This window comes from Desulfobacter vibrioformis DSM 8776, assembly GCF_000745975.1.
In the GTDB taxonomy this organism is placed as follows: Bacteria; Desulfobacterota; Desulfobacteria; order Desulfobacterales; family Desulfobacteraceae; genus Desulfobacter; species Desulfobacter vibrioformis.
Genome location: NZ_JQKJ01000003.1, coordinates 48,819 through 69,814 on the forward strand (window position 1 = coordinate 48,819; position 20,996 = coordinate 69,814).

At 47.9% G+C, this 20,996-nt stretch carries 17 protein-coding genes; 7 read left to right on the forward strand and 10 right to left on the reverse strand.

Annotated features, from left to right (window positions below; genetic code table 11):
• Window positions 1-311: 311 nt before the first annotated feature.
• The 6 genes from Q366_RS03495 to Q366_RS03520 all read right to left on the reverse strand — a co-directional run bounded on the left by Q366_RS03495 (window position 312) and on the right by Q366_RS03520 (window position 7,221).
• Complete coding sequence (locus Q366_RS03495; protein ID WP_245619854.1) at window positions 312-725, reverse strand: iron-sulfur cluster assembly scaffold protein; 414 nt, start codon at window positions 723-725, stop codon at window positions 312-314.
• 133 nt (window positions 726-858) lie between these two features.
• Window positions 859-1,782 (reverse strand): methylenetetrahydrofolate reductase, encoded by a 924-nt coding sequence (locus Q366_RS03500; RefSeq protein WP_035236414.1) that lies wholly within the window; start codon window positions 1,780-1,782, stop codon window positions 859-861.
• The gene (locus tag Q366_RS03505) at window positions 1,782-2,474 is read right to left on the reverse strand and encodes a methylenetetrahydrofolate reductase C-terminal domain-containing protein (RefSeq protein ID WP_035236416.1); all 693 of its coding nucleotides are present in this window, start codon (window positions 2,472-2,474) and stop codon (window positions 1,782-1,784) included. Before Q366_RS03505 ends, Q366_RS03500 begins: the two co-directional genes overlap by 1 nt.
• A 112-nt stretch (window positions 2,475-2,586) precedes the next feature.
• On the reverse strand, window positions 2,587-3,015 hold the full coding sequence (locus Q366_RS03510; RefSeq protein ID WP_035236418.1) for a hydrogenase iron-sulfur subunit: 429 nt from the start codon (window positions 3,013-3,015) through the stop codon (window positions 2,587-2,589).
• Between the two features lie 3 nt (window positions 3,016-3,018).
• Window positions 3,019-6,036, reverse strand: a complete 3,018-nt coding sequence (locus Q366_RS03515; RefSeq protein WP_035236420.1) for an FAD-dependent oxidoreductase — start codon at window positions 6,034-6,036, stop codon at window positions 3,019-3,021.
• Window positions 6,037-6,504: 468 nt separating this feature from the next.
• The gene (locus Q366_RS03520; RefSeq protein WP_035236422.1) at window positions 6,505-7,221 is read right to left on the reverse strand and encodes an EI24 domain-containing protein; all 717 of its coding nucleotides are present in this window, start codon (window positions 7,219-7,221) and stop codon (window positions 6,505-6,507) included.
• An 89-nt stretch (window positions 7,222-7,310) separates the two neighbouring features.
• Between Q366_RS03520 and Q366_RS03525 the strand changes: the two genes are divergently transcribed.
• Window positions 7,311-8,147, forward strand: coding sequence for an aminotransferase class IV (locus tag Q366_RS03525; protein ID WP_245619866.1), 837 nt, complete (start codon window positions 7,311-7,313; stop codon window positions 8,145-8,147).
• A 27-nt stretch (window positions 8,148-8,174) separates the two neighbouring features.
• On the opposite strand, the gene mfd is transcribed toward Q366_RS03525, so the two are convergent.
• From mfd to Q366_RS20015, 3 genes are all read right to left on the reverse strand, one after another.
• Window positions 8,175-11,669 (reverse strand): transcription-repair coupling factor, encoded by a 3,495-nt coding sequence (mfd, locus tag Q366_RS03530; RefSeq protein ID WP_035236426.1) that lies wholly within the window; start codon window positions 11,667-11,669, stop codon window positions 8,175-8,177.
• Window positions 11,670-11,754: 85 nt separating this feature from the next.
• Window positions 11,755-12,642, reverse strand: a complete 888-nt coding sequence (gene xerD / locus Q366_RS03535) for a site-specific tyrosine recombinase XerD (protein WP_035236428.1) — start codon at window positions 12,640-12,642, stop codon at window positions 11,755-11,757.
• A gap of 21 nt (window positions 12,643-12,663) precedes the next feature.
• On the reverse strand, window positions 12,664-14,550 hold the full coding sequence (locus Q366_RS20015; protein ID WP_051957801.1) for an SUMF1/EgtB/PvdO family nonheme iron enzyme: 1,887 nt from the start codon (window positions 14,548-14,550) through the stop codon (window positions 12,664-12,666).
• Between the two features lie 284 nt (window positions 14,551-14,834).
• Between Q366_RS20015 and Q366_RS03550 the strand changes: the two genes are divergently transcribed.
• From Q366_RS03550 to Q366_RS03570, 5 genes are all read left to right on the forward strand, one after another.
• Window positions 14,835-15,605, forward strand: a complete 771-nt coding sequence (locus tag Q366_RS03550; protein WP_035236430.1) for a ParA family protein — start codon at window positions 14,835-14,837, stop codon at window positions 15,603-15,605.
• Between the two features lie 10 nt (window positions 15,606-15,615).
• Window positions 15,616-16,029 (forward strand): hypothetical protein, encoded by a 414-nt coding sequence (locus Q366_RS03555; protein WP_035236433.1) that lies wholly within the window; start codon window positions 15,616-15,618, stop codon window positions 16,027-16,029.
• Window positions 16,030-16,042: 13 nt separating this feature from the next.
• Entirely contained in the window at window positions 16,043-17,491 is a 1,449-nt protein-coding gene (locus Q366_RS03560; RefSeq protein ID WP_245619855.1) for a DNA topoisomerase I, read from the forward strand.
• A complete protein-coding gene (locus Q366_RS03565) occupies window positions 17,491-18,105 on the forward strand; it encodes a class I SAM-dependent methyltransferase (protein WP_035236437.1) in 615 nt (204 codons plus the stop codon). The genes Q366_RS03560 and Q366_RS03565 overlap by 1 nt, the downstream gene beginning before the upstream one ends.
• Before the next feature lie 110 nt (window positions 18,106-18,215).
• The gene (locus tag Q366_RS03570; RefSeq protein WP_035236604.1) at window positions 18,216-18,632 is read left to right on the forward strand and encodes a cupin domain-containing protein; all 417 of its coding nucleotides are present in this window, start codon (window positions 18,216-18,218) and stop codon (window positions 18,630-18,632) included.
• 100 nt (window positions 18,633-18,732) lie between these two features.
• On the opposite strand, the gene efp is transcribed toward Q366_RS03570, so the two are convergent.
• A complete protein-coding gene (efp, locus tag Q366_RS03575) occupies window positions 18,733-19,296 on the reverse strand; it encodes an elongation factor P (protein ID WP_035236440.1) in 564 nt (187 codons plus the stop codon).
• A gap of 150 nt (window positions 19,297-19,446) precedes the next feature.
• On the opposite strand from efp, the gene guaA reads away from it, so the two are divergent.
• The gene (gene guaA, locus Q366_RS03580) at window positions 19,447-20,976 is read left to right on the forward strand and encodes a glutamine-hydrolyzing GMP synthase (protein ID WP_035236441.1); all 1,530 of its coding nucleotides are present in this window, start codon (window positions 19,447-19,449) and stop codon (window positions 20,974-20,976) included.
• The last annotated feature ends 20 nt before the right edge of the window (window positions 20,977-20,996 follow it).

A 20,996-nucleotide genomic window follows, 5' to 3' on the forward strand; every position in this document is an offset into this window, starting at 1 on the left:
GGGCTCGCTTAAAGATGCAGGCGTAGACGAAAAAGACTATACAGAGTATTTAGCAGAAAAATACCTAATGCTGGACAGATTCCCTTTTTCTGAGCCGGCAAGCATGTTCATGCCCCTTGTCGAAAAAAAAAGAACTGGCAGGAGCAATTTGTGGCACAACTGTGACAACCATATATGATTTAACCGCTGATGCAATGTTGCAACTTTTGAAACTCGTTTGAGTTGGCTTCATATGCAGGTGCGTTCTGGAATCAAAATGGTCTTTTGTTTACATTCCAATGTTTGGTTCGACAGCCCGCCGACAAAATATTTCAATCTTTTTTTATGGATTTTTTACTCTGGTAATCTACCAGAGCCTGATAGAAACCGCCAACACAAAGCTCTGCGCAATGATAATGGTCTTCGGGCAACGTTTGAAGATAATCGGCAACCATATCGGCAGTGATGTTCCACACATTATCGATGGAATGGCCCTGTGCCAGACAAACCACGGTATTGCAGCATGCTGCCGTATAGATGCAGCCGTTGAAATCAAAGGAAATATTGCTAAGGCAATTATTGTGGTCAACCATGATAAAAAACTCCACACTGTCTCCGCACACCCCGGTCCGGGTCCCGTATCCATCCGGATTTTCAAGCCGCTCTCTGGAACCTGCTTCGTAGGCCATTTCAATTAGTGTAAGAGAGTGAACGTTCCAAAAATCCTGGTCTTGACTTTCCATCATAATAAAACTCCTGCAACAGCACCTATTAAAAAACAGACCGGACATTAAATCCTGCCCGGTCTGCTGCTATTTTATACATTTATGAAGCAGCTGTCTCATGTCGCAAAAAAACAGCTGCATCAGTATGTCACGTTTAAACCTGGGGTCTGGGATAAAGCCCTGCACCTTTCACCAGTTCGGGAACCTTTTGTTCCCATTCAATGGCCATAATATGGAAACCTTTCACGCCTTTGCATTCCTTGAGGCGCTGCATCTGCTCAATGGCCATTTTGATGCCTTCTTCGGCTTGTTTCTCTTTGGCAACACCGGCAAGGCGGTCAATGACCTCATCCGGTATATCCATGCCAGGCACCTTGCTCTTCATATATTTGGCCATACCCAGGGATTTCATGGGTGTGATACCGGCCAGAATAGCCACTTTCTGATCCAGGCCGCGGTCAACCACCTGCTTCATCCACGTTTCAAATTTATCCGTGTTAAAGATACACTGGGTCTGGATGAAATCCACGCCGGCAGCCACTTTTTTGGCCAGACGCATCACACGCAGTTCAAAGGGATCGGCAAAGGGGTTGGCTGCCGCACCAATGAACATTTTAGGCGGTTCCGTAATGTCTGCTCCCCCCTGGAACTTGCCTTCATCGCGCATATCCTTGACCATTTTAATCATGTTAATGGAGTCAATGTCATATACGGGCTTTGCCATGGGATGGTCCCCGAACTGGGGATGGTCCCCGGACAGGCAAAGCATGGTGTTCATGCCAAGGGCATACGCACCAAGGATGTCAGACTGCATGGCAAGGCGGTTTCTGTCCCGGGATACCATCTGGATAATGGGGTCAAGTCCCATCTGTTTAATGATGGTACCGCCGGCAATGGAAGACATCCTGACCATGGCGGTCTGGTTGTCCGTGATGTTGATGCCGTCTACATAATCCTTGATCAGGTTGGCTTTTTCTTTGACAATGTCAACATTGCAACCCCTGGGAGGACCTACTTCAGAGGTTACTGCCAGCTGGCCCGAGGCCAGTACTTTTTCCAGTCTGCTTTCAGTTTTCATTATGCCATGTCCTCCGTGATAATTTTGGACGCCGCCAAATCTTCCCTGATAATTTTTCTGGGTCCACCGCCGCCTGCAGGCCGCCAGTCCTTTGCCGCAACCAGTTCTTCATACCGATCCTGAATACCCAGTTCCACCAGGCGGTTCCAGATCAATTGCCATGCACAATCCACATCCTCGCTGATCTCACATTTACCGCTGGAATTTCCGCCGCAGGGACCGTTCATCAGGCTTTTTGAACAACGGGCAACAGGACAGATGCCGCCGGTAACGCCTAACATGCAGTCACCACACCCCATACAGCGCTCGGCCCAGATACCCTGGCTTTCGGACGCGCCCATGAACTTGGTGTTCACGCCGGGGAAAACCGGAATCGCATATTGTGCAGCAACGGTCTGAATTCCGCAGCCACAGGCCAGGGAGACGATGGCGTCCACCTGACCTGCCAGTTCTTTGAGCTGGTCAACATATTCCGGATCGCACTGGCGTTCCAGGGTGTGTTCCAAAACCTCAAGCTTTTTGCCCGCTTTGACACTGTGCAGACGAAGGGCGGAAGACAGAAGCCCGACCTCTTTTCTGCCGCCTGCTGCACAAACAGTAACACATTCGTTGCAGCCGACCACAAGTATTTTTTCATAGGGCGCAATGTACCCGAAAATTTCCTGCAGGGGTTTTTGTTCTGCTGTTATCATGTTTTAATCTCCAAAAGTTTTATATAAAAAATAACCTGTTAAATCTCTTTTATGTATTAGACAAGACAAGCGTATGCAACAAATTTTTAAGATTGCATTGGCCGCTTTTTTTTTAAACGGCCTTGCCTACTGTCTGACTGGCCGGGCTTGGCCCCAGGGATTTAATCTTTTCTGTAAATTCTTTGGCACCCTGGGCAAATTGTTCACCCATGCCTGCGGAAAAGTACATCATGGCCACACGTTCAGGCTCCCAGCCCAGATCTTCCAGGACTTTTTTGATCTTTTCCACATGGGCTGTTGCGCGCAGATTGCCGTTTTTGAAATGGCAGTCCCCGTCCAGACAGCCCGCCACATATACACCGTCCGCTCCTTTTTCAAGGGCTTTCATCAAGTGGATGGCGTCCACTTTGCCAGTGCAGGGCACCCGTATGATTTTTACATTGGACGGATATGAAATCCGTCTGGTGCCAGCCATGTCTGCTGCGGTATATGCACAATAATGACAGCAAAAGGCAACGATTTCAGGTTCAAAATTGCTCATTAGTTATACCCTCTCAAATAAACCATCAAGTTTAGCCAGTATCTGGTCATCTTCCCAAGCCCTTAACTGAATGGCCTTGGCCGGACATTCGGCAACACAGATGCCGCAGCCGCGGCACTTGGCCGGATCAATTTCTGAATGCCGTTCAGTATTGATAAAGGGAACATCATAAGGACAGGCTCTGACACAGATCAGGCAGACCGCGCACTTGACCGGATCAACCGTGGCAAAGGCAGCCCCCAAGGTAATCTCTTTATTGGCCAGCATGGTTCTGGCTCTGCCTGCAACGGCATGGGCCTGGGTGATGCTTTCACGGATCACCTTGGGAGAGTGGGCCGTACCGGCCACAAAGAATCCGCGAAGCGCCATGTCAACGGGTTTGAGTTTCACATGGTCTTCCAGAAAGAAACCGTCTTCGGTTTTGGGCAGATTGAACAGGCCGCACAGTTCCTTGTTGGTCTCTGTGTTGGCAACCAAACCGGTGCTTAAAGCCACGCAGTCTGCTTCAATTTCAATGTCCTGTCCCAGGATGAAATCATGGGCACGGACAATGGTCTTGCCCGCTTCTTCCCGGACAACCGGGCGGTGTTCAAGATCAAAACGAATGAACTTCACCCCTTTATCCCGGGCTGTTTTGTAATAATCTTCCTGGAATCCATACGTCCGGATATCCCTGTAAAGAACAAAAATTTCCAAGTCAGGATTGACGTCCAAAAGGCGCAGAGCATTTTTAACGGCTGCCTGGCAGCAGATCCGTGAACAGTTGGGATTGTCCGCCTCCCGGGAACCGGCACATTGGATCATAACCAGCTGTCCCATGGCCTTGATTTTGCTTTCATCATTCTCAAGGATGGCGTCAAGATCAAGCTGGGTCATGACCTTGTCAAGTTCGCCCAGGCCATACATGGCCGGACGGTTGGGCGTTGCGCCTGTGGCAAGGATGGTGACGCCATGGTCGATCTGTTCAGTGCGGGCCCCTATTTTAACGCCGGTGGTAAATTTTCCGGGTACGCCTTTGTGTTCTGCAATGACAGCGTCAATGAACACCTTGATGTTTTCGTGGGCAGACACCTTGTTCACAAGATCTTTGACAAAAGCTGCCACATCATCGCCTTCGATGGTTTGGGACAGGTTCAAGGCCTGGCCGCCCAGCACCGGCGCTTTTTCCACCAGGTAGGTAAGCGTGCCCTGGTCAGCCAGTTCAAGGGCAGATGTCATACCTGTTACACCGCCGCCCACAACAAGGGCATTCTGGCTTGTGGGAAGCATATTTTCAGCCAGGGGTTTTGCTTTTCTGACACCGGATATACCGCTCTGAACCAACTGAAAGGCCTTTTCAAGGGATTTGGCCGGGGCGTCATTATGTGCCCAGGCATTCTGGTCTCTTAAATTAACCAGTTCAAGCAAATAAGGGTTGAGCCCTGCGCGTCTGAGCATATCCTGGAACATGATCTCCTGAATCCTCGGAGAACCGGAACCAATGACCACTCGATTCAATTTTTGTTCCTTGATCAAACCTTCAATCTTTTCCATGGATTCAAAAGAACAGCTGAGATTAAACGCTTCTGCCACGGCCACGTCAGGATTGGTTTTGGCATTTTCCAAAATTTTATCAATATCCAGGGACTGACCGATCTCCCCGTCACAGTCAACAACAAAGACACCGATTTTGGTATCTTCGCCCTCAACATCTCTTTGGGGCGGATAGAGGCTTAGGTCTTCAACCCATTCCCCACTGGGCACGGCCGTACCGGCCATGGAGGCGGCAGCAGAGGCCTGGACCAGGGTTTCGGGAATATCTTTGGGGCTTTCAAAAACACCGCAGACATACACGCCGTCCTTGGAGGTTGTCACAGGATCCATGGTGCCGGATTTGGCAAAATTATGTTCGGTTAAGTCAATACCAAGTGTTCCGGCCAGATCAATGGTTTTCTGGCTGGGTCTGAAACCGGTGGAGAGCACAACCATGTCAAATTGTTCTTTCTCCATGAGAGACAGATCTTCTTTGGCATAGGTGATCTCAAGCGATTTATCAGGCAGTTCAATGATGCTATGGGGACGGCAGCGGATTAACCGGATGCCGAAATCTTCTTTGGCGCGGTTGTAGTACGGCTCGTAATCCTTACCAAAGGTCCGCATGTCCATAAAGAAGATGGTGGTTTCAATATCATTCCCAAAACGCTCTTTGGTCACCATGGCCTCTTTGAGGGCATACATGCAGCATACACTTGAGCAGTAGGAAACATCGTGCCGGTTGATGCCCCTGGAGCCCACACACTGGATCCAGGCCACTTTTTTGGGCCGCTGCTGGTCTGATTTTCTAACCAGATTACCCTGGAAAGGCCCTGATGCGGACATAATCCGTTCATATTCAAGACCGGGAACCACATTGTCAAATTTACCGCCGCCGAAATTATCCAGAACACCTGGATTAAACAGCTCTGCGCCCACACTTAAGACAACGGATGCGACATTGACCTGGATTTGCTGTTCACTGTCATCGGGCACAATGGCCCCGGCCTTACAGACCGCCTTCAGCGCTTCCACATCATCTATCTTTTCCATATCAATGGAATATGCATAGGGTGTGGCCTGGGGATACCGCATACAGGTCGGCGCCCTTGGGTCAAGTCCCGGGGTAAACCGGACGGCTTCTGGAAATTTTTTCAAACATTCCCCGCAGGCGGTACATTTGTCAATGTCAATGAACCGGGGAGCGGTGTTTAATGTGGCCGTAAAATTACCGGCCTCTCCGGACAGGCTGGTTAACTCTGTCATTGGGCTGATCTGAAGAAACTTTTCCCTTGTTGTTGCGGACAGGTGGGGAGAAACTGTACACAAATCGCAATTGTTGGTTGGAAAAGTACGGTCCAGCTGGGTCATTAATCCACCAATGGCATAGTCGGAATCAATGAGCAGGACCTGTTTCCGGGACTCGGAAAGATCAAGGGCCGCCTTGATGCCGCCAACGCCACCGCCAATGACGAGCACGCGTTTTTCGTCTTGTTTAATTTTTTGCATGTGTAACCTTAACGTTATCAGTTAATATCCATGTGTATCCATCTCCTGTAAACGTGTATCAGGCACAAAACAGGCAATGGATGCTTTCTTGCCTAGATCATCAACGGATTGTGCCTATACCCTGCTGTACAGCGTAGCAGGCAGCAGTGACCTGTAACAACAACGGTGTACAGCGAAATGGTCATAAAATTGTCGGCTGCGGGTATCAGAAAAGGACTATTGTTATCTTCCAGGAAACTTACCGGAACAGCGAAATTCTTGAGAACAAGTTTTTTTCGAAAACTCATAGCCAATATCCCTATCTTATTTAATGCTGCTCGATCTGGCATTGAGCAGTCAAAATTAGGTACCCTCAAGGCACGGTGGAACTGCTATCTACCTATATTTTATTTAACCAAAGATTCTATAGCAGATAATAAATCACATGTAAAATGATTACTTATTAATGCTGTAACCGCTTTGCAGGGTCTATATCTTGTCTTTGTCTATATAATATAAGGTAGCACCTACCGGGGCAAATGAGAGGAAAAGGATGTTGATCCAGGGCACAAGAAACAACAGGCCGAACCCGATGTGGAAAAATAAATTTTCCCTTAAGAACTTAAACCGATCTTTAAACGGCACCATGCGCCTGGCAGGGACAAGATCTGTATTGTCCCAGGCCAGAAAAATACCTGCCACCACCGACGAGATAGCTATAATGGCAAGACTTACAGGGGTAAACAATCCTATAATCATCAGGACAACCGATATCAGTACGGGCACCACAGCTCTGGGTATTTCCTGGCGAATCAGATGCCAAAACAGTCCGAATATGGATGTGTGCGCGCCGGAGGCTTCCTGTCCAAGCACCAGGCGCTCTGTGATCCGGGACATATAATCCATGATAAAAACACAGAAAAAAATCTGGGAAATCAGATAGGAGGCCAGCATGGAAAAAGCCATCAGAATAAATGTCAAAATCCAGGAAACAATGTGCCACAACCAGATCAGCCACCGGGACTCGGGCATCTGCCATATCATGGAAAAAATGTCATTGTGCCAGTAAAGTACCATGCCGGACAGCACAAGGGTCAACAGCAAGACTATTGTAAATCTTATCAAGCCGAGTATCAGAAGTGATGGTGTGCTTAACGCCAGGGCAACGCCCTTGATATTGTATTGAATGCCTGCAATCAATCCCATGTATCCTTCTCCTTGAAACCTGTTGGTGTGTGTATATATTAAATACCAGTTTCTACTACACCTGGCTCTATTTTTCAATTTTACAAAAGGTGATTGCGTTGAAAACAGTTTATGTGGATGGAAAATTTCTGCCCTGGGACAAGGCGGTGATTCCGGTGGATGATCTGGCTGTGCTCAGGGGCTATGCAGTTTGCGACATTATCAGAACCTTTGGTGGTCGTCCGTACTGTCTTGATGAACATGTTAACCGGCTTTTGTCATCGGTCACAACAATCGGTCTTACACCGGCATGGACCAAAGAAGAGATCAAGACTATTGTTTTTAACGTCCTTGAAAAAAATGCCCACATGGATGAGGCCAACATCCGCATCCTTGTGACGGGCGGATCCAGCCCTGATTTTTTCAGCCCGGCGGATCATCCGCGACTGATTGTTCTGGTCACTGATATTCCTGCCCTGCCCGCCCATTGGTATACAAAAGGCGTAAAAGTGATCACCTTTGTCCAGCAGCGGTCGCTCCCGGATGCCAAGGCCACCAATTACATCCCTGCTGTTCTGGCCTTGAAAAAGGCAAAGGCCCAGGGCGCTGCGGAGGCCCTGTATATGACCCGGGACAAAATGGTTCTCGAAGGCACCACCAGCAATCTGTTTGCCCTGGTTGACGGCACCCTGGTCACACCGGAAAAAGGGGTACTCAAGGGCATTACCCGCAAAACCGTTCTGGCCCTTGGCAAAAAGCTGTTTCCCGTATCTGAACAGGATATTGCCCTGGACACCCTGCTGTCTGCATCTGAACTGTTCATCACCGGAACCAACAAAGGCATTGTGCCTGTAATCCAGGTGGATGACCATGTTATCGGCACCGGCATGCCCGGACCCGGCACCCGGGCCTTAATGGCAGCAATGGCAGATCAGCAGGGCAAATAAAAAACGTTAGGCAACCAAGAATCAGGTTCACGCCGGTGAAAGGGCACCGGAAATAGAGGAAAGGATCTGCTTTGTTTCAAGCAACGCCCTTGAAATATGACTGCGTTTGTTCCCAAGCTGGATCCGGACACATGTTTTTTTAACAAACCTTGCGTCCACTGTTTTTTTCAGCACAGTTTCAATGTCAGTCAGGGAGCGGGGCATATGGTCGGGAGAAAACTCCAGGACCAGCACATCCGGGGTAAGGTCCAGACGTTTGACCCCGGCCTTGATGGCAAAAATTCTAAGCATAATTTTAAGCAGCATGTTTTCAGCAGGTTTTGGCAGCCTGCCATACCGGTCCTCCAGCTCTTTTTTCATGTCTGATATGTCTGATACCCGGGTCAGCCTTGACAATCTCCGGTAAATTGTCAGGCGCTGCTCCACGGATTCGATGTAATCCTCAGGAAATCCCGAAGACATGGACGCATTGATTTCAGGTTCCAGGGGCTCGGTTACCTGCTCGCCCTTCATATCTTTGACTGCGTGGTCCAAAAGTTTTAGAAACATATCATACCCCACGGCTGCAATATGACCGGACTGGGAAGCGCCCAGGGCCGTACCTGCCCCGCGAATCTGAAGATCTTTCATGGCTATCTGAAAGCCGGATCCAAGATCCCGGTGTTCCATGAGTGCTGCCAGCCGCTTTCTGGCATCCTTGGTCAGCCGGGACTCATCTGAAATAAACAGATACGCGTAAGCCTGGTCGTCCCCCCGGCCGATACGGCCGCGCAGCTGGTAGATCTGGGACAGGCCGAAACGCTCTGCCTTGTCTATAATCATGGTGTTGGCACTGGGTATGTCCAGACCGGATTCAATAATGGTGGTGCAGACCAGCACATTGATCTGCTGATGGATGAATTTTTCCATCACCTTTTCAAGTTCGGCTTCGGACAATCTGCCGTGGGCCACACCGACCTTTGCATCGGGAATCAGTTTTTGTATGTTTTCTGCGGTCTTGAATATGGTTTTAATGTTGTTGTGAACAAAAAAGACCTGGCCCTTTCTGGCCAGTTCTTTGACAACCGCTTCCCGGACCACAGTCTCTTCGTATGTGGTGATGTATGAAATTATGGGCTGACGGTCTGCAGGCGGGGTGGTAATCACGGAGATATCGCGCATACCGGTCAAAGACATGTGCAAGGTTCTTGGAATGGGTGTGGCAGACAGTGCCAGGACATCCACCGCAGACCGTTTCTGTTTCAGCTTTTCCTTGTGCTTGACCCCGAACCGCTGCTCCTCGTCAATGATTAAAAGGCCCAGGGATTTAAAGACCACATCCTTTTGCAAAAGTCTGTGGGTACCGATGACAATATCCACGGTACCGGCAGCGGTTCTTTTTAAAATATCGGTTTGCTCCTTTCGTGTCCGAAAACGGGACAGACATTCGGTGATTACCGGATAATCCTTGAAACGGTCCCGGAACGTATTCAGATGCTGCTCGGCCAGGATAGTGGTAGGCACCACCAGGGCCACCTGTTTGCCGTCGTTCACCGCCTTGAATGCGGCCCGGATAGCCACTTCGGTTTTTCCATAGCCCACGTCTCCGCAAACCAGCCGGTCCATGGGTGTATCCTTTTCCATATCCAGGTGGACATCGTCTATGGCACGGAGCTGATCCCTTGTCTCTTCATAGGGAAAGCCGGCTTCGAAATCATTGTAATAGTTATCCGGACGGCTGAATGAGAATCCTTTGGCCACCTTGCGCCGGGCATACAGATCAAGCAGGTCTGCTGCCATCTTTTCAACTTCGGCCCTGGCCTTGGCCTTGGCATTTGTCCAGGATTTGGATCCTATTTTATCAAGCACCGGGGCGTACCCGTCCACCCCGATGTACTTGCCGATAACCTCCATCCTGTCCACGGGCACATAGAGTTTGTCGTCATCCTGGTAAACCACCAGAATAAAATCCTGGGTGATGCCGGAGACAGTAAGGCTGAACAGACCCTCGTACCGCCCTACCCCATGCTCTATATGAACGATAAAGTCTCCACTTTTCAGTTCTTCGGGGGCAATGAACTCCGTTTTTAAATCCCGTTTTGCCGACACCCTGCGCCGGATGCGTTTTCTGCCGAAAATTTCATCTTCGGTCACAATACTAAAATTTTCCAAATCCGGGATAAAGCCGCTGCTCAACGTCCCCACGGTAAAATAGATGCCCGGAGTCTTGTCAGAAAGACAACTGAAATTCCCGCAAAATTGCGGCGCTATGCCGTAGGGTGCAAGAAGGGCATTCAACCGCCTTGCCTGGGCATCCTGGCTGAGTACAAATAAGATGGATTGAACATCCTGCTGCTGTTGCTCAATCCATTCCACCAAAGGGGTTAACGGTGTGGTATCTTTTGTCCTGTTCTGCAAGGATTCTGACAACGCACGGTTATCTGAACACTTCAGGGAAAGGATTTGTGCCTTATCCCTGTCCTGTTCCAGCATGATCTGTTTAAAACAAAGCGTTTTAGAAGCAAAAATTTTTTCTTCGGCTGCCCGCCAGTCCCGGCAAATAGATTCCGGTGGCAGGCTTAATCTTTTTTCATCAGCCAGGGCATTAAAATGGTGCCTTAAACCGTCATGAAACTCCGTTGCCTTTGTGGACAGCACACTTGCATCATCCAGAATGAAAAAGGTATTTTCCGGCAGATAGTCAAACAATGTAGCCAGGGAATCGTACACAATGGGCAGCATGGACTCGATGCCGTCAAACCGCCCGTTATCCCGGATCTGGTTGACGTAATCCCGGATTGCGTCCGCCGTGAGCCCGGCCTGGGCCCCGGCCTGGCGCAGGCGGGCCTGGACATGGGGCAAACTCTGCTTTGTGATCACAGCTTCCGTGGCCGGGACAATAATGACTTCAGCAAGTTCTTTTGTGCCGCGCTGGGTATAAGGAGAAAAATGGCGTATGGATTCCACAAGATCTCCAAAAAACTCCAGACGCACCGGCTGTTTTTGCCCCGGGGAGAATATGTCAACAATACCGCCCCGGACAGCATACTCACCGGGATCCTCAACAAGGGTGGCCCGGGTATAACCGCTTGCTTCAAGGTTTTCCAGCAGCCCTGCCCTGTCAATCTCTTCATTGGCCATGATAAGTTCAAAACTGTTTGTCATCACTTCCCTGGGCATCAGAAAAGATAAAAGCGGATCAACATAAGTCACCAGAAGAAACCTGTCCCGGATTTTCTCACTAATGCTGAACAGCGCCGCAAGTCTTGAAGCTGACGTATCTTTATGAAAGGAAATGTTTTTTGCGCCCGGATAATGGCTGCCGGGGAAGAAAATAGTGCGCGGCTGTTCGGCCGGCATAAAAAATTGAAGATCGGAAATAAACGCCCGGGCTTTTTTGGCATCCGGCAAAACAACAACCAAAGGCTGGTTCAGACGACAAAACAGCTGGGCGATCATCCATGCTTTAGGCGCATAGTTGTCACCCATGGCAAGCATGGTATGCTTGTTTTTTTTCAATGAATTTAAAATGGCATCAATCATTTAAAGCACCTGGGTATTTTTTAAACAAGGCTGAGAATTTATCATCCAGCCCCCAAGTGTGCAAGTTTTAAACTTTTTCCCGCCATTATTTTCGAGGATGAAATTCATGATGCATTTTAATCAGGTAATCCCGTGAAATATGGGTATAAATCTGGGTGGTTGAAATATCGGCATGGCCAAGCATGGTCTGGACCGACCGCAGGTCCGCCCCGCCCTCTATCAGGTGGGTGGCAAAGGAGTGCCGCAGGGTATGCGGGGAGACAGGCCGGGCAATGCCCGCAACAAGCGCATGTTTTTTTATAATTTTCCAGAACGACTGGCGGGTCATGGGCTTGCCTGCCCTTGCAATAAACAGAAAGTCACTTGAAAGCTGCTTTAATGCCATGAGACGTCCCTGTTCCAGCCAAAGCCCTGCCGCTGCTTTGGCCTTTGAACCAATGGGGACAATCCGCTCTTTGGCGCCTTTGCCCATGACCCTGACAAGACCGGCGTCCAGATTCACGTCAGCCACCTTTAAAAATACAAGCTCTGAGACCCGAAGCCCGGCCCCGTACATGATCTCCATCATGGCAAGATTTCTTTGCCCTTTAGATGTTGTGGCATCACAGGCGTTCAAAAGAAGTTCCACTTCATGTACGGAGAGGACACCCGGCAGATGCTGGCCTATTTTTGGAATATCAATATCTTTTAAGGGGTTGGCGGATATCCGTTTCTCTCCTATCAGGTATTTATAAAATCCCCTGATGGAGATCAGGTATCTGGCCCTGGATTTGGCTGACAGGCCCTGGCGGGTCAGGTGAACCAGCCATCCAAGAATGGCTGTGGTGTCTGCATCGCAGATATTCTCGATCCCGTTGTCAGCCAGGTAATTAATATATGAGGACAAATCTGTGCCATAGGCTGTAATACTATTGGCAGAAAGCCCTTTTTCTATGGTCAGATAATCCATATATGCGTCTGCCAGTCCATGCATGGTCTCATCCTTCATGGCTTGCTACTTGAAAAACTCGGAAAGACATCGAAAGCCGATAATGTTGGCAGTGGTGTCAAAAGGAAACAGGCCCCGGGAGCTGATGGTGACTGAATCCTTGGCATTCCAGGCCCCGCCTTTGGCCACATTGAATATCTTGTTTTTACGGGTGGCAAAGGGGGAAGGCTGGGTGTCAGATGTCCATTCCATGACATTGCCCAGCATATCAGCCATTCCGAAAACATTGGCGGCATGGTCATAGGTGTCCACAGGACTTGTGTCTGCAAGACCTGAAGATTCAATGTTCAATGCTCCCGGATCAAACTCATTGCCCCAGGGGTATTTTAAAGCCATGTCCGTGCGGGCCGCAGCCTCCCACTCGGCTTCCGTGGGCAGACGGCGTCCGATCCAGGCGGCATAGGCAGAGGCATCATCCACACTGATTTGAACCACGGGGTGGTATCTTTTACCGTAAAGGGTGGAGCCGGGTCCCAGCGGCTGGTACCAGCAGGCCCCTTTAACAATGGCAGATCCAGCCTGTTTGCCCCAGATCACTTTTTCTCCTTGTTTTTTAAACCGGGAATGGTAAACCGTTCCGACCCCTTTTCTTTCAGCTGTGGTGACATATCCCGTCTGTTCAATAAAAATTTCAAATAACGCATTGGTCACCGGATATTTACCCATATACACCTTGAGCATGTCAAAGGGTTGTAGTGCGATATTGGATTTCAAGGATTTTTCTGTGCCAATGGTATAGGTCCCTGCGGGGATTGTCATGTAAGCATTAAATTTTTTTTCACGCTCTCCCAAAGCATCGTCAAACTGTTCGGCAAGCTCCCGGGCTTTTCTAAATTCCTCCAGGGCGTTGAGTTCTTCTTCATCAAGCTCGTCAATCGCTTCTAAATCTTCATCTTCACCTAAATCAACTTCTTCTAGCTCCTGGTCCTCATCGAGTTCAATGTCTTCTATTTCTTCCAGGGACTCATCATCATCAATCTCAATATCTTCTATTTCCGTATCTTCATCAATCTCTTCCAACGCTTCAAGGTCTTCATCAAGTTCGACCTCTTGGATCTCCTGGTCTTCATCGATCTCTTCGACTTCTTCAAGGGCGTCATCCTCATCATCAACATCTTCTATTTCAACATCATCATCAATCTCCTGGATATCGCCATCAACAAGTTCCTCGTCTACCTCTTCAAGGTCCTCATCCTCATCAAGTTCGATCTCTTCGATCTCCTGGTCTTCATCGATCTCCTCGACTTCTTCAAGGGCGTCATCCTCAACCTCTTCTATTTCAACATCATCATCGATTTCTTCAATCTCAACGTCATCTTCGGGGGTGCCGTCTTCATCACTATCGGTTCCTTCGTGGTCATCAAAGATTCTGGCGCCAAGCCGGTCCAGCACCTTTTTAATCTCTTCTATGATATCAACTGCCTTATGATCGGCATCAGGAGATTGAATTTGATTCAGGAATTCAGCGATGGCCTTAAGCACACCAGCAGCGTTGGTAAGATCAAATCCATCGGTTTTTACAGCATCGCTGAAAGACTGCAAAAGGCTGGTTTTAGCATCCTCTGTCATATCAAAGATATTGGACTCGGTCAGCGTTATATCTTCAGGATTGAGGCCATTTTGGGACAATTTTTTCAAATCGGCATTGATGGAGGATCTAAGACTGGAAAAATTTCTTCTTTTGGATTTTATTTTTGCAACATCATCCCCGACCTCCCAGATCTGACGGATAATAGTGTCCCCGTCAATGGACGAAAGATCCTGAATACTCTCTTCGGACACATAATAGGTAAATATGCCCCGAACAGCCTTATCCTTGACAGATCCGGAGCGATAGTTAAGATTTTCTAATGCCTCGGTAATGCCTGACAGGGTGATGGATACATTGGCCAAACCTTGAAATGCTCCTTTTAAACAGTCTTGAAAGACTTTAATTCTACTATATTATAAAGAAATCTGAATCCGGGATGATATACGGTTTTGCCCAAATACAAGTTTTAACATGCTTTTTGTACAGATATTATGATATAAGATATTATATATTTCAACTGCACAAAAATCTTGATCTTAATGCAAAAATAAAAAATAATTTTTCTGCTGTGTGCAGATGAAAGCCCAGATCCTATAGCATTGGGAGTTGATAAATTTTTTATGCGTATGCCAAAGGGATAATAAAGATGAGAAATGTATTGACTATTTCGGGACTGAGGGGGGGGACCGGCAAGAGCACCACAGCCCTTAATCTATCCGCTTCTGTAGCACTTTATGGAAAAAAAGTGCTGCTGGTTGACTGCGACCCCCAGGCAACTGTATCCCAATGGCGTAAAATTGATTCAAAGGGGAATAATCATGACCTTGCACAGGTGCTGGCCGGCAGAATAAGCATCCATGATGCGGTATCCGGAACCGATATTGACGGACTGGATATCCTGCCGGCTGGTTTCGGTCTTTTTTCCATATCCCTTAAACTTGCCAGGCGGATAGACAACGAAAAGCTTCTTCGCCTTGTTATTGATGAAATCGAGCATGACTACGATATCATTATCCTTGATGCGCCTTCGTCCTGCGGATATCTGAGCATCGCCGCTTTGACGGCAGCAGACTGGCTTGCGGCAGTGGTCATCCCGGATGAAGACTGGGTCGGTGATTTTCATTCACTGATTAAAATTGTCCGGTACATACGAAAATCCCACAATGCACCATTAGGCATTGCAGGTATATTGTTCAACCGATGCAATCGTGAAGAACAGATGGAAAATCATGCGGTTCCCGAAGTGTTGGAACAGATCCGCCCCCTGATCTATAAAACCATGATCCCTGACGATGAAATGCTTGACAAGGAGCAATCCTCCCTGAGTCCGCTCTCTTTGTACGACATTAAAGCACAGGCTTCCCAGGCTTACCTTGGCATGGCCCGGGAGATTATCTGTGCATTCAATTTAAAATGAGGAGACCCCATTGAAGCTGACCAATCCGGAATCCATCCAGGAAAGTGAAAAAGAGTTTATTGACACCATAAATGCCGAACTTGACTGGGATGTCATCGAGCAGGTGCTGCTTGACAAACATAATTTTGAAGTTCAGGATGATATTGAATACAAGGATGGGAATCTTATCGTTTACAATAACGAAATCGCATACAAATTTGATTTTCAAATCAAGGTTCCCCTTTCGGTGATTTTTAACCGCAGTGGCGAATGCTTATCCATGTCAACCACCAGGGAAGACGGGGGGCGTGAAGCTAACGAAGATATGCAAATCCAGAATACGTCCACAACCCGAACGCCTGGTCGCGGGCCGGATGAAAAAAAAGCAGAGGAGATGGCTGTTGAAATCGCTGATTTAATCTCTGAAATTAATAATAAATCCTAGGGGGAGTATGGAGATGCAGGAGGGAAGCAGCATCACGCGGGAGTATGTCAGAAACCAATTGGATGAAATTCTAGCCAAGGAGATCACCGCTTTTATTGATGTGGATTCCACAATGGCATTGATGTCTTTCAACCTTGCCACGATCTCCTGTATCACCATCAGCGTGGATCGGGAACGTGAAATAAAGGCGTATGCAGACGCTCCACCGGAACGTTTCAACCGCGAAACCTTTACCTCTGAACTTGTGGATATCGGACTTGACCAGGACGATTACCTTGATAAAGCCATATCATCCGTCCTGGGGTCCGGCTACATTACAACACTTCCCAATGGTAATCTTAAAGCCGAAATGCCTGCTTTTATGATGGTTGGTTTTTTAGACTCCATGTTTCCGGGCATGCAGGGCCTTAACCTGATTGCTTTTATCCTTCAAATAAATGACGAAGTCAATTCCAATCGCAAAAGCCTTGATTTTGCAAAACAAAGCTTTGAGGCAACACTTAAAACCCGTGGCGTTTCCGTGACAAAAGACCATGCACAGAAACGGGCAACCGAAATGGCCAAAGGAGTTCACAAGGCAGTCTCTGTACAGTCAAAACAGATTTCAGCCCGGTTGAAAAGGGAAAAACTAAACAAGTTGTCCCAGCTTATGAAAACCAGGAAACAGCGCACTGACGGCTACCACGAAAAGGTCAGAGTTCAAAATCTTTTTGACAAAGGGCCAAGTCCTGAAGAAATTGAGGCGGAAAAACAAAAAGCCAGGGAGATTGAAAAAGCAGCCCTGAAAGCCGAAGAACTGGTCAAAGAGCTGGCGGAAAAAGATAAAAAGATAAAAGAAGCCGAGGTTGCGGCACAGGAACTTGCAGAACAGCTTAAAGTTATTGAAGAAAAAGAAAAGGCTGCGGAAGAGGCTCAAGCGATAGCTATCCAGGAAAAGGCTGAAGCCCTTGCGGCAAGGGAACAGGAAATGGCTGAAAAGGAAGCCAGACTCCTCGTGCTTGAAGAAGAGTTAAAACGCAGGGAAGAAGAGTCAAAAAAGGAAGCCAAAACAAAAAAATTGGCAGCCAGTCAAGCAGAAACGGCAATAACCCAGGATGATATTGAATCCCAAATCGCCGCCTTTGAGAAAACCCTGACCATGCCCTGTCCTTTGTGCCATAACGGCAGGGTCGAAGAAAAGACCACGGATAAGGGAAAAATTTTTTACTCCTGTGACCAGAAGGAGTGCCGGTTCGTATCCTGGGACAAGCCCTATCATTTCGAATGTCCATTGTGCAAAAATCCATATTTAATCGAATTCATCACACCTTCAGGCGCCTTGGGACTTAAATGCCCCAGAGCTTCATGCACCTATTCCCAGGACAACCTGCTGGCCCCTGTGCAGCACATGGCCGCAACTTCCACACCGCCAGATCCACCGCCCAAAAAGAAAAAACTGGTCCGACGAGTCAAAAGACGGTAATGAAGAATTCTGAATACTGGAAAAAGGAGGGGGTTCAAAAAGTATTTACACATCCCCTTTGCGATGACTGGATCGCGTCACTTGACAAAAACGCCTGTGTACTTGACCTTGGTTGCGGGTACGGGCGACTTACCCCAGTCCTTCAACAAGCAGGATTTTCAAACATTGTTGGATATGATTCAAGTCCTGCTTTGCTGGACAGGGCCAGAAAGGAGAATCCCGGTGCCTTCTATTCAAATGTATTTCATTCATTGTCAGGCCGATCCTTTAATCTGATTTTATGTTTTGCGCTTTTCACCTCCGCGCCTTCCTTAGAAGAACAAAAAGAGTTGGTCTCTTTAATTGAAAAGGTGTGCGGCAACAAAACCTATTTATATATCAGCGACTATGAAACCTGTGACAATCCAGCCTATCAAACGCGTTATCAAGAGCGCAGACTGAATATGTACGGATGCTTTGCATCAGGAAATGCAATTTTCCGTCACCATAAACCAGGGCATTTTGACACACTTTTCCCCGAATGGAGAAAACTTAAAGAAAAAACACTTAAAAGCAGGACATTGAATGGTAACGAGATCATAATTCACCAATATCTTTACATAAGAAGCCAATAGTTTCCTGTTAAAATATTTCTCAGTATTCATGAGACCCTGGCCGGAATGTTTAAATTTTGATATAGACAGGACTGCACATCTTATTGGTATTTAAATATGGACAAAAAACCATGAAAAAAATTTTCTACAGCATTTGTTTGGTATTATTTCTGGCAGGGCTTGGCTGGACTCAAGAAGAAAATGCAGTCAAAACGGATGTATTGGCAAAAACCAGTATAAGCTGGGATGGGATGGACCTTCCTGAATACGCAAAAGGCAAGCCGGAGATCACAATTCTTAAAATAAAAATTCCTCCGAAAACAAAATTGCCGCTTCATAAGCATCCTGTAATAAATGCAGGCGTATTGTTAAAAGGCACACTGACTGTTGTGACCGAAAAGAACGAAAAATTACAGCTTAAAGCTGGAGATTCAATCATCGAAGTGGTGAATAAATGGCACTACGGAATAAATGAAGGCAATGAGTTTGCAGAAATCATAGTTTTTTATGCTGGTGTGCAGGGTTCTGCGATTACTGTTAAAAAATAGCGCGCGCACATAAAATGGAATGCCTGGCCAGGAAGGCTTCTTCCCTGGCCGGTTTCCAGTATAAAAACAGTATAAAAATCCTGCCCCTTGCCTTTGGGAACTATTCGCTGGCACGCTCAACGTATTCCCGGGTCCGGGTATCAATCTTGATCAGCTGTCCCTCATCCACAAAAGGGGGCACCTGGACTTCAAATCCGGATTCAACCGTGGCGGGCTTGGTGTCGCCCGTGGCAGTATCGCCCTTGGCCCAGGGTTCGGTGGCCGTGACCCGCAGGACCACAAAGTTGGGAAGTGTGACGCCAATGGGATTCTGGTTATGCAGCAGCACCGTACACACGGTATTTTCCTTGAGCAGGTCCACGTTCTCTCCGATCTGTTCCTTAGTCATCATGATCTGCTCGTAATTGGTGGAATTCATAAACCACCAGCCCTCCCGGTCTGAATAGAGGTATTCCATATCCGTCTCTTCCAGATCAGCCTTTTCAAATTTGTCGCCTGAACGGTAGGTACGTTCAAACTGGGAACCTGTGATCATATTCTTAAGTTTACATTTATACAGGGACTGCCCCTTGCCCGGCTTTTTAAACTCAAAACCGACAATCACATGGGGATCACCGTCAATATCCAGTTTAAGTCCTTTTTTCAAATCACTGGCTAAATACATCCAATCTCCTTAAAATTAAAAATAATAAAAGCGGACCCAATAAAGCATAATCCGCCATTCTTGGCAAGTTCAGACCAAAAACAACTTGCAATTTTCCCATGTTTATAGGAAACTTTGCTGATTTAAATCTAATCATTGCAGGAAATACCCATGATCATCGTTATTGACTTCGGATCCCAGTTTAACCAGTTGATTGCCCGGCGTGTCAGGGAAAATAATGTATACTGCCAGGTGGAACCGGCAGATATCTCCCTTGGGAAATTAAAGACCCTTGCCCCCACAGGCATCATCCTTTCCGGCGGGCCTTCATCCATTTATGAAGAGAACAGCCCGACCATCGACGCCGGTATTTTTGACTTGGGCGTACCCATCCTTGGCATCTGCTACGGCATGCACTACATGGTGCATACCCTTGGGGGCACCATTGAACAGGCCGGGAAAAAAGAGTATGGCTTTGCCGAACTGCGGATCAACCCGGGCAACCCGCTGTTCAAAGAGATGGATAACAGCTTCCAGTGCTGGATGAGCCATGGCGATTCTGCAAAACTTTTGCCCCGGGGATTTGAGATTACCGCGCAGACCGATAACACCCCCATTGCCGCCATTGCCGATTACAGCAGAAAACTGTTTGGCCTGCAGTTTCACCCGGAAGTGGAGCACTCCATTAACGGGACTGCCATGATCCGGCATTTTCTTTTTGATGTATGCGGATGCGAGCAGAACTGGACCATGAAATCCTTCAGTGAGGGCGCCATTGCACAGATCAAGGATGCGGTCGGCGACAAAAAGGTGATCATGGGACTTTCCGGCGGGGTGGACTCTTCTGTTGCAGCCACCCTGATCCATAAAGCTGTGGGGAAAAACCTGCACTGCATTTTTGTGGACAACGGGCTGCTGCGCCTGAACGAAAAAGAGCAGCTTGAGGTCAGCCTTCGGGCCAACCTGGACATGAACATCAAGTTTGTGGATGCGCAAGAAAAATTTCTAACCGCACTGGCCGGGGTTACAGACCCTGAAAAGAAAAGAAAAATTATCGGTAAAATTTTCATTGATGTTTTTGATGCCGAGGCCAAAAAGGTTGAAGATGCCCAGTTCCTTGGCCAGGGCACCTTGTATCCGGATATTATTGAATCCAAATCCGCTTTTGGCGGTCCCACTTCGGTCATTAAATCCCACCACAATGTGGGCGGGCTGCCCGAAGAGATGAACCTGAAGCTTATTGAACCGTTGCAGCTTCTGTTCAAGGATGAGGTCAGAAAACTTGGCCTTGAACTTGGTATCAACGAGGATCTTGTCTGGCGCCAGCCCTTTCCTGGCCCCGGACTTGCCATCCGCATCCTGGGGGACATTACCAAAGAGCGCCTGGATGTTCTTCGAAAGGCCGATGACATCCTTATCCAGGAAATCAGACAGGCCGGCCTTTACCGGAAACTGTGGCAGTCCTTTGCCGTACTTTTGCCGGTGAAAAGTGTCGGTGTCATGGGAGATAAACGTACCTTTGCCAATTGTGTGGCCATCCGTGCGGTCACATCCAATGACGCCATGACAGCGGACTGGGCCAAACTGCCCCACGATCTACTGGGAAAAATTTCCAACCGTATTATCAATGAAGTGGACAAGGTCAACCGTGTGGTCTTTGACATCACCTCAAAACCACCCGGCACCATTGAATGGGAATAACCCAAGGTCATTAACTTAAG

Bases quoted from the DNA above. Each gene is read 5' to 3' on its own strand.
- Q366_RS03550 (WP_035236430.1), top strand. From the start codon at position 14,835: ATGAGAAATGTATTGACTATTTCGGGACTGAGGGGGGGGACCGGCAAG.
- Q366_RS03510 (WP_035236418.1), bottom strand. From the start codon at position 3,015: ATGAGCAATTTTGAACCTGAAATCGTTGCCTTTTGCTGTCATTATTGT.
- mfd (WP_035236426.1), bottom strand. From the start codon at position 11,669: ATGATTGATGCCATTTTAAATTCATTGAAAAAAAACAAGCATACCATG.
- Q366_RS03520 (WP_035236422.1), bottom strand. From the start codon at position 7,221: ATGGGATTGATTGCAGGCATTCAATACAATATCAAGGGCGTTGCCCTG.
- Q366_RS03565 (WP_035236437.1), top strand. From the start codon at position 17,491: ATGAAGAATTCTGAATACTGGAAAAAGGAGGGGGTTCAAAAAGTATTT.
- Q366_RS03560 (WP_245619855.1), top strand. From the start codon at position 16,043: ATGCAGGAGGGAAGCAGCATCACGCGGGAGTATGTCAGAAACCAATTG.
- Q366_RS03495 (WP_245619854.1), bottom strand. From the start codon at position 725: ATGATGGAAAGTCAAGACCAGGATTTTTGGAACGTTCACTCTCTTACA.
- Q366_RS03505 (WP_035236416.1), bottom strand. From the start codon at position 2,474: ATGATAACAGCAGAACAAAAACCCCTGCAGGAAATTTTCGGGTACATT.
- Q366_RS03515 (WP_035236420.1), bottom strand. From the start codon at position 6,036: ATGCAAAAAATTAAACAAGACGAAAAACGCGTGCTCGTCATTGGCGGT.
- Q366_RS03570 (WP_035236604.1), top strand. From the start codon at position 18,216: ATGAAAAAAATTTTCTACAGCATTTGTTTGGTATTATTTCTGGCAGGG.
- efp (WP_035236440.1), bottom strand. From the start codon at position 19,296: ATGTATTTAGCCAGTGATTTGAAAAAAGGACTTAAACTGGATATTGAC.
- Q366_RS03500 (WP_035236414.1), bottom strand. From the start codon at position 1,782: ATGAAAACTGAAAGCAGACTGGAAAAAGTACTGGCCTCGGGCCAGCTG.
- guaA (WP_035236441.1), top strand. From the start codon at position 19,447: ATGATCATCGTTATTGACTTCGGATCCCAGTTTAACCAGTTGATTGCC.
- xerD (WP_035236428.1), bottom strand. From the start codon at position 12,642: ATGCATGGACTGGCAGACGCATATATGGATTATCTGACCATAGAAAAA.